The organism is Ohtaekwangia sp. (genome assembly GCF_036786105.1).
Classification (GTDB): Bacteria; Bacteroidota; Bacteroidia; order Cytophagales; family Cyclobacteriaceae; genus Ohtaekwangia.
The window spans coordinates 54,108-65,993 of the sequence record NZ_DAIQRQ010000024.1; the positions used below are offsets into that span (position 1 = coordinate 54,108).

Below are 11,886 nucleotides of genomic sequence, written 5' to 3' on the forward strand. Positions count from 1 at the left end.
GGTTGAAGATCGATCTTAGCGAAACCGGTTCGTTGCTTTGCTTCTTCCAATACTTTTTTATCAGGTAATGAAAAGTTATCGCCTTTAAAATTATAGAGCTTCTTTAATATACCAGCCGTTATATCAAACGCACCTTGTGTAAGCATTGAAAGATGTTTGCATCGCTGCAGTATGGCATACACTTCTTCCTCTACCTGAACGGATTGTATTCCGGCAGCGCGATTGATGCGTGAAGTATAGGAATCGTCCGAAAATTCGGTAAGCAATTTTTCAATGCGCTGCACTTCACCTATGGCTATAGCAATAGCCTCTGTTGCACGCGTCTCTTCCGCTACTACTACAAACTCAAAAGCTGATCCCATCAAGCGGATGTGCTTCCGGTATTCTTGTAGTGAAGAAGTGGTCATGGCAAGATATAGTGCTTTATCTCGGAGATAAATTCAAGCGGGGATTCGTTGTTGTAGTGCAGTGGCGATAACACCGTTCTATCACCACGCAACAACACAATGTACGGAAACTGTCCGGCAGGATTATACTGGTCTGCCAATCCTTCATTCTGCTTCTTAATGTCGTCTGCTAATTTTTTACGCTGGGGGAAATCAGCTTCCAGTATAACCAGGTTCTCATTGGCAAAATCCTGAAATGTCTTCTCTTGCAGTATCTTCTTTTCAAATCGTATACAGGGAGCACACCAGTCTGAGCCGGCAAATACCAGCAGCACAGGCCGCTTCGTTTCAGATGCCAGCCGGAAGGCTTCATCAGCACGCTGTTGTATCTGCGCCTGGACGGCTGCTGAACCAATCAACAATAGAAAAAATATAGTATACTTCACTCGACTCACGCGTCTGTTCTTTCCCATCTCAAATCTAGTAAAATTCGTTATTCACATTTTTAGCCGGGATAAAGATAACAGCTGCATACCATACCTTGTGTTATAAACTTTTCCATAAATACAAGGTAGCATACGCTTCCCAGCCTTTATATTTTTTATAGAAAGTTTTAACCTGTTGCAGTGTCGGCTTTGTTTTCATACGTTTTAAATTTTTGATAGCGTTGTGCACACCTGCGTCTTCCAGCGGAAACGCATCCGGATAACGAAACGTTTTCATCAACGCATAATTGGCAGTCCAGTTGCCGATGCCTTTTATCTTCATCAACTCTTCCTTAGCTTCCAGCAGGGGTAATCCCTTTAATTTCTCTGCCGATACCATGCCACTGGCAAAAGCTTCACCAATGGTAGCGATATACTTACTTTTTTGCCGCGAGAATTGAAGTGGCAACAAAATCTCATCCGATAAGGTCGCAGCAATCTCTGGCCTGGGGAACAGATAGTAATGCTGTTCATCAAAGCTCACTTTCTCGCCGAAGTTTTCAACAAACCGTTGCTTCAATGTATAGGCAAAGGCCAGGTTTATCTGCTGGCCCAATACAGCCCATACTATGGATTCAAAAAGATCGGGCTGGCCTACGATGCGATAACCATGATATTTTGTTACGAGGTCTTTCAGAAATTTATCATTCGCTGACATAGCATAAAATGGTTTTATATCGGTATCAAGATCAAACCATTCGCGGATATACTGCATCAGTATATTCTTTCCTGCCGGAGCCAGTGTTGCATTTAAAATCTGAACCTGAAGGTTCTCTTCATCCCTCACCTTCACACGAAAAAGTATATTCTCGTTTTCAATGCGCAGCAACTTTACAACGCTGTTGTCTTCACAACGGTGCATGACCTCGCGTGGAGAGCGTTTCAGAAAATCCATGGTCAGGGCAAAGCTAAATTCGGCTGGAACGGGTATCAGGAAGCTTTTCATCAGGACTATTGTCAAGAATACAATACTACGGAATGTAACGAGGGAAAGAAATGCTTCATAATTAAATGTGATGACAGCAAGTTTCGGGTTGAATACCCGGCTTAAACATTTTTTTATGATGGATGGTTCCTTACTTATTTGCGATTAGATCGCAAGATTCAGGTTGAAAAAACCGGTGGTTCGCAGGAGCTTTGTTATAAAATTAAAGTATGATCACCATCAACACTATATCATGGCAGCCGCTGTATCAATCGTTAAACGAAAAAGGATATACTGTTATTCCGGCGGTGTTGTCGCCCGAGGAATGTCAGCAATTAAAACAGTACTATGACGATGATACTCTTTTCAGAAGCACCATCAACATGCAGCGTTATCGTTTTGGCAAAGGCGAGTATAAATATTTCCGGTATCCCCTGCCAGCGCTTGTGCAGCGACTGCGCGAATCTTTCTATCCACCGCTTGCCATATTAGCCAACGAGTGGATGCAGAAGCTTTCTATCGACATACATTTTCCGGAGAAACATGAACATCTTATTGAGCAATGCCATAAGGCCGGGCAACAACGACCAACACCGCTAACACTTCGCTATGAAGCGGGAGGCTTTAACACACTCCATCAGGATTTGTATGGTGCAGTATATTTTCCTTTCCAGATAGTATTTGTATTGAGCCATCATAGCCGTGATTTTGAAGGTGGCGAACTGGTGCTTACCGAGCAAGTGCCACGTGCACAGTCTAAAGCTGAAGTTGTTCGACCGAACCAAGGGGACGCATTGATTTTTACTACGAATTTCCGGCCTGTGCAAGGCACTCGTGGTTATTATCGCGCAGCGATGAAGCATGGCGTAAGCGAAGTGAAGTCGGGGCACAGGCAAGCGCTGGGTATAATTTTTCACGATGCACAATGATCCGCCATATATACCTTACGGATAAAGCACTCTGGCTTAAAATGCTTCACCGTGAAATAGCGCTGGCAGGTAACAACAAGCTCAGAATCTATGGCACGTTGCGCTGCCACTCGGGCAAGCGAATGAAAAAAGAAAGACGAGTGTTTTTTCTGAATGATGCTGAAGCCTTGCAACAAGGCTTTCGCCCATGCGCACATTGTATGCCCGGTGCCTACCGGCAATGGAAATCTGAGCAAGAAGCAGGTTGAGAAACGATGAAAGCCATGCGAGCTTTGTATCAACAAAACAACATCAAGTATATGAACACAGCATTTAGTATTCCACAGCCAGTTGCTACATTTACAGCATTGGCTACCGAAGAAAACCAGATTAACTATCAACGCATCGAGCAGGCTATCCGCTACCTGGAAGCAAACTTCCAGCGGCAACCCGATCTTGAAGAGGTTGCAGAGAAAATTCACGTAAGCCCATTCCACTTTCAACGCATGTTTACCGAGTGGGCGGGTATAAGCCCCAAGCGCTTTCTTCAATTTCTTACCATCGACTTCCTGAAATCAAAATTACAGGAATCTAAAAACCTGGTAGAAGCAGCCGAAGCGGCCGGGCTCTCCAGCCAGTCGCGGGTATACGATCTCTTTACTACGCTTGAAGCCGTAACACCGCAAGAGTATAAACAGCATGGTGCCGGTATACGCGTTGAATATGGATTTCATGAAACGCCGTTCGGCACCTGCCTGATCGGTGTAACCGAGCGCGGTATATGCTGGCTTTCATTCTTACGAAGCGAGCAGGATCCACGCGTAGAACTCGAAGCTATGAAGATGCACTGGAACAATTCTATATTTCACGAAGACCGTACGCTTACACAGGCCTTCGTAGAAAAAGTTTTTTCAGGACATACATCCTCGCAGAAGCTTCACCTGTTTGTAAAGGGAACAAACTTCCAGGTAAAAGTATGGGAGGCATTGTTACGCATACCAAGCGGCAGCGTTACTACGTATCAGGATATAGCAATACAACTTCACAATCCTAAAGCCATGCAAGCTATAGGCTCAGCTGTAGGCTCGAATCATATAGCATACCTGATTCCCTGCCACCGTGTTATACGCAAAGATGGTGTGCTGGGCGAGTATAGATGGAGCTCTGTGAAAAAGAAGAGTATCATAGGCTGGGAAATGGCAAAGGCAGAGGGAGAGACTGAAAGCTGAAAAGTCCGAGAGCCGTTATCAGTTACACGTTACCCGTTATCGTACTCTTCACGGATAACGATTAACCCTTAACGTGTAACGTCTCCCTAGTATTTTTCTTCTTCGTTCGGGAAATCTTTTGCCTTTACATCGGCTACATATTGATTTACGGCTCCGGTAACAATGCTGTTCAGATCAGCGTAGCGTCTCAGAAAGCGAGGCTTGAACTCCTGTGTAATGCCAAGCATATCCTGCATTACCAATACCTGGCCGTCAACATCAGGACCTGCTCCTATACCGATGATCGGAATGTGTACCGTTTCGGCAACTTTTCTGGCGAGTGCTGCGGGTATTTTTTCGAGTACTATACCGAAGCATCCGCATTGCTCCAGGAGCTGTGCATCTTCAATAAGTTTTTGTGCTTCGGCTTCTTCTTTGGCGCGCACCGAGTATGTGCCAAATTTATAGATCGACTGTGGTGTGAGGCCGAGGTGACCCATCACCGGTATACCGGCACTCAATATACGTTCGATAGAATCTTTTACTTCGCTGCCACCCTCCAGCTTCACGGCATGTGCTCCTGCTTCTTTCATAATACGAATGGAAGAGCGGAGTGCTTCGCCGGAGCTTCCCTGGTATGTACCGAACGGAAGATCTACAATTACCAATGCACGCTTTACAGCTCGCACCACAGAGGCTGCGTGGTATATCATCTGGTCGAGCGTAATGGGCAACGTAGTTTCATGGCCGGCCATTACATTGGAAGCTGAATCGCCTACAAGAATTACATCTATACCCGCTCCATCAATGAGCTTGGCCATACTGTAGTCGTACGCAGTAAGCATTGCGATCTTCTCGCCACGATTCTTCATCTCCTGCAACTGGTGTGTTGTAATGCGCTTGACTTCTTGCTTGTGAACAGACATGGTGGTATATATTTCGGGCGAAGTTAAGAATACAATTCAGAATACGTAACGAAAGATTTTTCAGCGGGTGTTAGTGGAGATAAACCGCCATTTCATCTTTGCTGAGTTTTACTTCTACGTGATCTTTTATCGTTGTAGAGAGCTCATAACCAGTATATAAAGAATAGATCGGAAAAAGCGTATGGCCGCGGTTAACAAGCACTGCCGTATCGATCTTCTTTACTTCGGTATTGAGGAACGGCTTCATGCCATAGGTAAATGTGCGTCCGGTGTGCAGCACATCGTCTACCAGTACAATGGTTTTCTTTTTTATATCCTTTACATCGCAGTCTAACGTAATCTCACTCTCCTGCGGTGCCTGTTTGTCGAGATTGATCTTTACCAGTTTAACTTCAATGGGAGATATACTCTCTACTTGCCTGGCCAGTAACTTGGCCAATACATAACCTTGTCCGTCAATGCCTGCAATGACAATGTTCTTCTCCTTGAAGTTATGTTCATAAATCTCGAAAGCCATTCTCCTGATCTTTTGCTTCACCTGGTCGGCATCGAGTATCAAACTTTTTTCGGCAGTCATGACAGTTTGGTATCAGACATTAAAACTAAAACAAAATTACTCTGTAACTATCCGGGAATCGGAAGCGACTTGCTGTCTTTAAATGTTGACAGAATTACCATCGACTGTAAGCTATCCACAACTTCTATGTTGGACACTTTATCGAGCATGAGTTGCTGATAGGCTGCGATGTCGGCACACACGATCTTCAAAATGAAATCGCCTGAACCTGTAATGTGGTGACACTCTACTACCTCATCTACACTCTTAATGGCTGTAATAAATTTGTTGATGTTCTCTTTGTTGTGACCTTTCAACGATGCCATCACAAACGTGCTCACGCCCAGTCCTACGCTGGCAGGATCGATAACAGCATGATAGCTGCGGATCACTCCGGAAGTTTCAAGTTTGTTAACGCGTTCCAGCGTAGGAGCTGGAGAGAGGCCTATTTCCTTGGCCAGCTGAGCGTTGGTAATGTTGGAATTTTTCTGGAGGATCTCGAGAATCTTGCGGTCGGTGGCGTCTAGCTTAATGTTACTCTTCATAATTGATGAGGGTTCGTTTTCCAAATAAAATTTGGCCAAAAATAAGAGAAAAATATAATTCTATGGCTAACAGATGTTAATAAATTAATTTAACAAAGCGTCATAAACCTGCTTGTAGCGGGCTATACCACTGTCTAAAGCGAACAGTGAATAAAAGAACTCATCCTGCGGGCCGGTGCTATATTTAGTCGGCTGCGGAGACTCCCGTATGTCGTTGATTACAAAAAAGTTGGTCATCCGCATCCGAAAAAATTCAACATCACCCCAGCCGGTGTTTGCCACCACGGGCACACCCATGGCGAGCACTTCGGCCATTTTAGTAGCACTTGATCCTTTTTTTGAAAACGATGGTTTAATGAAGCACACCGACACATCGGATGCGGCTATATATAGCGGCACATCTTCGCGTGCAGCACTCAGCACAATAAAGTCTTTATCAGGTTTTATCCGGTCGCTATCCGGAGTCAGCACCAGAAATTTAGCATCCGGTCTTTCTGCTTTTATTTTACGAAAGAACGCTACCATATCATCCCACAGATACCAGGTGCCAATAGACCCAAGGTATAGTACGGTATAATCGTGTGTCCCTATACCCAACTTGTTGCGTAGCGATGATCGTTGCCCAGCCGTGATTCGCGCAGGATTAAAAAGCTGCAAGTCTACACAGCAGGGAATAACCGTCACCTTATCTTCTGCCTGCCACGACAACACAACTTCGCGCGCTGCCTCCGTAAGCACAACAATGGCATCGGCATGTTTAAGAAATTCCTGCTCCTTCTTCTTGAAGAATTTATATACTGTGCGATACACAAAATGCCGCTGATTCCACAAACCTCCCTCTACACGCTCATCGGCCCAGAAGCCGCGCATATCAAAAATAAACTTGATACTATATTTCTTCTTCAGCCACATGCCCACCAGCGCGGTAATATAGCTTCGGCAATGAACGATGGAGAAATGCTTTTGCTTATGCAGTTGAGATGCTTTCTTCCGCAGCAGGTATACATCGTATAGCGTTGAAAGCACCGGAGGGCTTTTATGATATAGTAACGGCTGCCAGTCCAGGTTATATTGCTCGCAGCATGCGCTGATCTTTGCTTTTGATGAAATATACTTTTCAGGCTTTTCAAAACTGATGATGGTGATGGTGTAGCCTTCTTTCGAGAGTCCTGCCAGGTACGGCAATATTTGCGACTGACCCAGGGGATCTGTCAGACCATCGTAGGAAAGGTAGAGTATAGAACGACCTGCAGAATTCATTGATTATCCTTCATCCATTTATGCAACACGAGCAATACCCATAACCGGTTGTAAAGGTAATCTTTGCCAGCAACAAATTCTTTTTTCAATTGAGAAACGTACTCTGCCCGAACTAGTCCAGTCTCCTCTACAACATCATCATTCAGGTATTGATCGATCAAATAGCGCAGGTCATTTTTTAACCACCGCGCCAATGGTATGCTAAACCCCCACTTCGGCCGATCGATCAGTTCATTGGGCAAATACTCGCGCAGTAACTCTTTTAACAACCACTTGCGCTTACCGCCTTTTGACTTCAACGATGGATCGAGTGAAAAAGCAAACTCCACGATGTGATGATCCAGTAACGGACAGCGGCATTCAAGAGCGTAAAACATGGAAGCGCGGTCTACCTTCACCAACAGATCGTCTTTCAGGTAGTATTGAAAATCAAACAGCGCCTGTTTATCGCCTGGTGTTAAATTAAACTTATCGAATGCCGATTCATCATATTCGAAGGGAATGAAAGAATTGCTATCCACCAATAATTCATCTCTAATTTCCTGCTGCGAAAAAAAGTATTGCTCCTGCGAAAATATATGGCTGCGTATGCTACCAGCTGTGACTCTCTCCAGTAAATGCGCTGCACGCTGAAACCGGCTTTTGCCAGAGGCATCAAGCAAAAATTTCAGAGGAGCTCTGAATACTGGAAACAACGGATTGCCTAGCCTGTTCGCCCAGTCATAAGCACCATATCCCTGAAACAGCTCATCGCCACCATCGCCGGTAAGGGCTACCGTTACCTTTTCGCGCGCCAGTTTTGATACCAGCATGGTGGGTACAGCCGATGTGTCGGCAAACGGTTCATCAAAGTGCTTCAGGTAGGTAATCAGTATATCTTTCCCTTCCTGTTCAGACAATATATACTCAGTGTGATCCGTCTTCAGGTGTTTTGCCACAGCTCTGGCAAACTGGCTTTCATCAAATTTACTTTCCCTGAAGCCAATGCTGAATGTTTTAAGAGGTGATGAAGAGTGCTTACTGGCAATGGCCGTTACAATTGATGAGTCAGTACCTCCGCTCAGAAATGCACCCAGCGGCACATCACTGATCATTCTCTGTTCGACAGCATCATGCAACAACGTATGCAGTTGACGCTTCGCGGTTTCAACAGATTTAATTTTTACGGGAGGTATATTTTCCTGTATTCTCCAATACGGTGTGGCCTTCAACTGCAGTTGAGCATTGAGAGTACCATAGTGCCCTGCCGGGAATTTAAAGATGTTGCTATATATCGTGGCAGGTTCCGGAATATAGCCGACATGTAAAAATGAAGATACAATCGATCGGTTTATTTTTACCGACTGCTTAATTACCGGATGTTGAAGCAACGCTTTGATCTCGGAAGCGAAAGCAATTAACTCGCCTGATTGAAAATAAAACAAAGGCTTTTTACCGGCACGATCGCGAAACAAATATAGAGTACGCTCCTGCGTATCAATAATGACCAGTGCAAACATGCCTTCCAGCTTCTCCACCATTTGTTCGCGCCAAACAGCAAATGCTTCAACCACTACTTCAGTATCCGAATGCGTTTTGAACTGAACATTATAGTTCGCAATAAGCTCGTTGCGTATTTCCTGGAAATTATAAATCTCTCCGTTGAAGACCACAACATACCTGCCATCGTGAGATGGGAAAGGCTGGTTAGCGCCAGTGCTTAGGTCAATGATGCTGAGCCGTGTATGGCCCACCGCAAAGGTTCCGGAAGGGTCGATAAAGGTGTTGTCAGCGTCAGGGCCCCGGTGAAGTAGCGCCTGTGTCATCGCATGAATATGAGAAAGGTCTGTTTTACCGGAAACAATCGCTGCTATGCCACACATGAAATATTCCTGACTTTTAAGAATGTTAAATATAGATACGAAGACAATTTCTAAAGCCTGATATTCAAATTTTCTTTCATGCTTCACATCTCGAAACTTGATATATTTGAGCCTATGGAAACAACCAGGGCGAAGCATCTTCAGAAAAACACTACCCGCATGGCGATACTCTTTCAATGGTCAGAAAAAAAAGCTATAATCTCCGTTCTGCGTTAAAACTCCTGTACCATGCTGTCAGTCGTAATTCCCATATACAAATCCGAGCAATCATTACGGGAGCTTCTTCAAGCGGTTATTGAAAAAATTCAAACCATAACCGACCAGTATGAAATTATACTGGTAGATGACGCAAGCCCTGACAACTCGTGGTCTGTGATTGAAGATTGCGCCCGCAGCAACAAATCCATAAAAGGAATACAGCTCAGCAGGAATTTCGGACAGCATCCTGCTATCATGGCAGGCCTGGAAAATTCTTCGTACGATTGGGTAATTGTGATGGATGCTGATTTCCAGGACGACCCGGCCTATATACCCACGTTGTTCGCAGAGGCTTCCAAAGGTTTTGAAATTGTATATGCACGAAGAATCCAGCGAACCGATTCTCTCTCCAAACGATTTTCGAACTTCCTTTTCTATAGCTTGTTCTCTTACCTCACCGATTCTCATTTTGATGGTTCCATTGGCAACTTCGGTATTTATCATCGCAAGGTGGTAAATGCTGTTCTGAGCATGAAAGAACCTTTCAAAGTATTCAGTCTCATGGCCCGGTGGGTGGGTTTTAAACATACCAGCATCGATGTTGTTCACGGTGTGCGCAAGACGGGCAAATCATCATACACGCTAAAAAAGCTATTCAACCTCGCACTCACCATCGTATTGACATATTCCCAAAAGCCATTGCTGCTCACCGTGCGCTTTGGTCTGGGTATGGCTACGCTGGCATTTCTATTTGCCTGCTTTAACATCATTGCCTACTTCACCGGTATCATACAAGTAGTCGGCTATACCAGCCTCATTGCCTCGATCTGGTTCCTGGGAGGTCTCATTATATTTTTCATTGGAATTCTTGGCCTCTACATCGGCAAGATACTGGAGGGTGTGCAGAACAGGCCATACTATATACTAACGCAAAAGCTAAATCTCTAAATGAATAATATTGAAGCAGATCACCTTGAGCTCGGCAAAAATGTAGTGATCGAGCCCACCGCGCGAATAAGAGGTATATCCGGCAAAGCGAAGCGAGTAAAAATTGGCGACAACTGCTATATAGGCGATAGTGTGCAGATTATCTGTGACGACTTCTCGCTTGGTGATTATAGCAAGATACAACACCATACCAACGTACACGGCTATAAACCATGTTCCATCGGGCACAACGCGTGGATTGGTCAGTATACCATTATCGATAGCATTGGCGGAACAACCATTGGTAATAACTGTGGCATTGGCGCGCACTCACAATTATGGAGTCACATTAAATATGGCGACACACTGGAGGGTTGTAATTTTCTGGGGGAGTCTCCTCTCACAGTTGGACATGATGTTTGGTTTGTGGGACATTGTATTGTATCGCCCATCACGGCCGAAGATAAAAGTATGGCACTGGTAGGATCAGTTGTTACCCGCAACATGAAGTATAACGAAATTTATGCGGGGAGCCCTGCAGCTTCACTCTCAGCCAAGATCGGATATCAGTTTAAAGAAGTTACCGTAGAAGAGAAGCTCGCCAAAATGGCAGCGTATGTGCAGCAAGCAGGTGTAGATGCCGATCTGATCAGGATCGTGGCCACCGAAAAAGATATACAGCCAGACGGACGTATATACTTTGCTGTAAAAGAAAGAACCTATACCAAAACACGGCACCCCGAAGAAGTTAAATTCATGAAATTCCTGCTTCCTGAAAAAGCTAAATTTGTTCCCGTACAATGAGTGCCGATTTTATTCCATTCAACAAGCCTTACTTAACAGGCCATGAAGTTATCTACATGCAGGAAGCTGTTCAACGCGGACAAATTTCAGGCAATGGATACTTTACCAAAAAATGTCATACTTTTTTTGAAGAAAAATTCTCTCCTGCCAAGTGCCTGCTCACTACGTCGTGCACCGATGCCCTGGAGATGTGCGCTATATTGCTTAACATCAAGGCGGGCGATGAAGTAATTATACCTTCCTATACTTTTGTTTCTACTGCCAATGCCTTTGTGCTGCGCGGAGCAACGATCGTTTTTGCTGATAGCATGACCGGACATCCCAACCTGGATGCCAATACGATTCGTTCCCTGATAACGCCTCGTACAAAAGCTATTGTAGTGGTTCATTATGCGGGCATTGCGTGCGATATGGATTTGATCATGAGCCTTGCAAAAGAGTATAATCTCTTTGTAGTAGAAGATGCAGCACAGGCTATTGACAGTTACTATAAAGGACGTGCGCTGGGCACCATCGGCCACCTGGCGGCCTTTTCATTTCACGAAACCAAAAACATAATTTCCGGTGAAGGTGGCCTGCTGGTGGTAAACGATCTTCAATTTGCAGACCGTTCTGAGATTCTTTGGGAGAAAGGAACTAACCGCACCGCTTTCTTTAAAGGCATGGTTGATAAATATGGTTGGGTTGATATTGGAAGCTCGTTTCTGCCCTCCGATCTGATTGCCGCGTTCCTGTTTGCTCAACTGGAGCAGCTCGAGGCTATACAGCACAAGCGCACGCAGATATGGGAAACGTACTACTCACAATTAAAGCACCTGGAAGATCAGTCGCATATAAAACTTCCTACTATACCGGAGTATGCTACGAATAATGCACACATGTTCTTTCTGCAATGC

General features: G+C 44.8%; 14 protein-coding genes. 6 read left to right on the forward strand and 8 right to left on the reverse strand.

Going from position 1 to position 11,886, the window contains the following annotated elements; all coding sequences use genetic code 11:
* The 3 genes from V7Q33_RS12155 to V7Q33_RS12165 form a co-directional block, all read right to left on the reverse strand.
* Window positions 1-407 (reverse strand): FAD:protein FMN transferase (locus V7Q33_RS12155; RefSeq protein WP_333820006.1); only part of this gene is annotated, 407 nt, incomplete at its 3' end.
* Window positions 404-859 (reverse strand): thioredoxin family protein, encoded by a 456-nt coding sequence (locus V7Q33_RS12160; protein WP_331983581.1) that lies wholly within the window; start codon window positions 857-859, stop codon window positions 404-406. The genes V7Q33_RS12160 and V7Q33_RS12155, both read right to left, overlap by 4 nt.
* 73 nt (window positions 860-932) lie before the next feature.
* Window positions 933-1,817, reverse strand: coding sequence for a DNA-3-methyladenine glycosylase family protein (locus V7Q33_RS12165; protein WP_333820007.1), 885 nt, complete (start codon window positions 1,815-1,817; stop codon window positions 933-935).
* Window positions 1,818-2,026: 209 nt separating this feature from the next.
* On the opposite strand from V7Q33_RS12165, the gene V7Q33_RS12170 reads away from it, so the two are divergent.
* From V7Q33_RS12170 to V7Q33_RS12180, 3 genes are read left to right on the forward strand one after another with little or no spacing between them, the layout of a single operon-like run.
* Window positions 2,027-2,725, forward strand: coding sequence for a 2OG-Fe(II) oxygenase (locus V7Q33_RS12170; protein WP_333820008.1), 699 nt, complete (start codon window positions 2,027-2,029; stop codon window positions 2,723-2,725).
* Window positions 2,722-2,973 carry an Ada metal-binding domain-containing protein gene (locus V7Q33_RS12175; RefSeq protein ID WP_333820009.1) on the forward strand — a complete coding sequence of 84 codons (252 nt, stop codon included), beginning with the start codon at window positions 2,722-2,724 and terminating at the stop codon, window positions 2,971-2,973. The genes V7Q33_RS12170 and V7Q33_RS12175 overlap by 4 nt, the downstream gene beginning before the upstream one ends.
* Before the next feature lie 51 nt (window positions 2,974-3,024).
* Entirely contained in the window at window positions 3,025-3,933 is a 909-nt protein-coding gene (locus tag V7Q33_RS12180) for a methylated-DNA--[protein]-cysteine S-methyltransferase (protein WP_333820010.1), read from the forward strand.
* A gap of 86 nt (window positions 3,934-4,019) precedes the next feature.
* Here the strand turns inward: V7Q33_RS12180 and panB are convergent, their stop codons facing one another.
* From panB to asnB, 5 genes are all read right to left on the reverse strand, one after another.
* Window positions 4,020-4,838, reverse strand: a complete 819-nt coding sequence (panB, locus tag V7Q33_RS12185) for a 3-methyl-2-oxobutanoate hydroxymethyltransferase (RefSeq protein ID WP_333820011.1) — start codon at window positions 4,836-4,838, stop codon at window positions 4,020-4,022.
* Window positions 4,839-4,908: 70 nt separating this feature from the next.
* On the reverse strand, window positions 4,909-5,415 hold the full coding sequence (locus V7Q33_RS12190; protein ID WP_333820013.1) for a phosphoribosyltransferase family protein: 507 nt from the start codon (window positions 5,413-5,415) through the stop codon (window positions 4,909-4,911).
* A 47-nt stretch (window positions 5,416-5,462) separates the two neighbouring features.
* Window positions 5,463-5,939 carry an Lrp/AsnC family transcriptional regulator gene (locus V7Q33_RS12195; RefSeq protein WP_331972894.1) on the reverse strand — a complete coding sequence of 159 codons (477 nt, stop codon included), beginning with the start codon at window positions 5,937-5,939 and terminating at the stop codon, window positions 5,463-5,465.
* A gap of 84 nt (window positions 5,940-6,023) precedes the next feature.
* Entirely contained in the window at window positions 6,024-7,199 is a 1,176-nt protein-coding gene (locus tag V7Q33_RS12200; protein ID WP_333820014.1) for a glycosyltransferase, read from the reverse strand.
* Window positions 7,196-9,061, reverse strand: a complete 1,866-nt coding sequence (gene asnB / locus V7Q33_RS12205) for an asparagine synthase (glutamine-hydrolyzing) (protein ID WP_333820015.1) — start codon at window positions 9,059-9,061, stop codon at window positions 7,196-7,198. Before asnB ends, V7Q33_RS12200 begins: the two co-directional genes overlap by 4 nt.
* Before the next feature lie 228 nt (window positions 9,062-9,289).
* Here asnB and V7Q33_RS12210 point away from each other — a divergent pair, with 228 nt between their 5' ends.
* The 3 genes from V7Q33_RS12210 to rffA all read left to right on the forward strand — a co-directional run.
* Window positions 9,290-10,207, forward strand: a complete 918-nt coding sequence (locus V7Q33_RS12210; protein ID WP_331975424.1) for a glycosyltransferase family 2 protein — start codon at window positions 9,290-9,292, stop codon at window positions 10,205-10,207.
* Window positions 10,208-10,990 (forward strand): acyltransferase, encoded by a 783-nt coding sequence (locus tag V7Q33_RS12215; RefSeq protein ID WP_331975426.1) that lies wholly within the window; start codon window positions 10,208-10,210, stop codon window positions 10,988-10,990.
* The coding region (gene rffA, locus V7Q33_RS12220; protein WP_333820016.1) for a dTDP-4-amino-4,6-dideoxygalactose transaminase at window positions 10,987-11,886 on the forward strand (900 nt) is incomplete at its 3' end. The genes V7Q33_RS12215 and rffA, both read left to right, overlap by 4 nt.

Bases quoted from the DNA above. Each gene is read 5' to 3' on its own strand.
- V7Q33_RS12165 (WP_333820007.1), bottom strand. From the start codon at position 1,817: ATGAAAAGCTTCCTGATACCCGTTCCAGCCGAATTTAGCTTTGCCCTG.
- V7Q33_RS12210 (WP_331975424.1), top strand. From the start codon at position 9,290: ATGCTGTCAGTCGTAATTCCCATATACAAATCCGAGCAATCATTACGG.
- V7Q33_RS12160 (WP_331983581.1), bottom strand. From the start codon at position 859: ATGGGAAAGAACAGACGCGTGAGTCGAGTGAAGTATACTATATTTTTT.
- V7Q33_RS12190 (WP_333820013.1), bottom strand. From the start codon at position 5,415: ATGACTGCCGAAAAAAGTTTGATACTCGATGCCGACCAGGTGAAGCAA.
- V7Q33_RS12180 (WP_333820010.1), top strand. From the start codon at position 3,025: ATGAACACAGCATTTAGTATTCCACAGCCAGTTGCTACATTTACAGCA.
- V7Q33_RS12195 (WP_331972894.1), bottom strand. From the start codon at position 5,939: ATGAAGAGTAACATTAAGCTAGACGCCACCGACCGCAAGATTCTCGAG.
- asnB (WP_333820015.1), bottom strand. From the start codon at position 9,061: ATGTGTGGCATAGCAGCGATTGTTTCCGGTAAAACAGACCTTTCTCAT.
- V7Q33_RS12200 (WP_333820014.1), bottom strand. From the start codon at position 7,199: ATGAATTCTGCAGGTCGTTCTATACTCTACCTTTCCTACGATGGTCTG.
- V7Q33_RS12170 (WP_333820008.1), top strand. From the start codon at position 2,027: ATGATCACCATCAACACTATATCATGGCAGCCGCTGTATCAATCGTTA.
- panB (WP_333820011.1), bottom strand. From the start codon at position 4,838: ATGTCTGTTCACAAGCAAGAAGTCAAGCGCATTACAACACACCAGTTG.
- V7Q33_RS12215 (WP_331975426.1), top strand. From the start codon at position 10,208: ATGAATAATATTGAAGCAGATCACCTTGAGCTCGGCAAAAATGTAGTG.
- V7Q33_RS12175 (WP_333820009.1), top strand. From the start codon at position 2,722: ATGATCCGCCATATATACCTTACGGATAAAGCACTCTGGCTTAAAATG.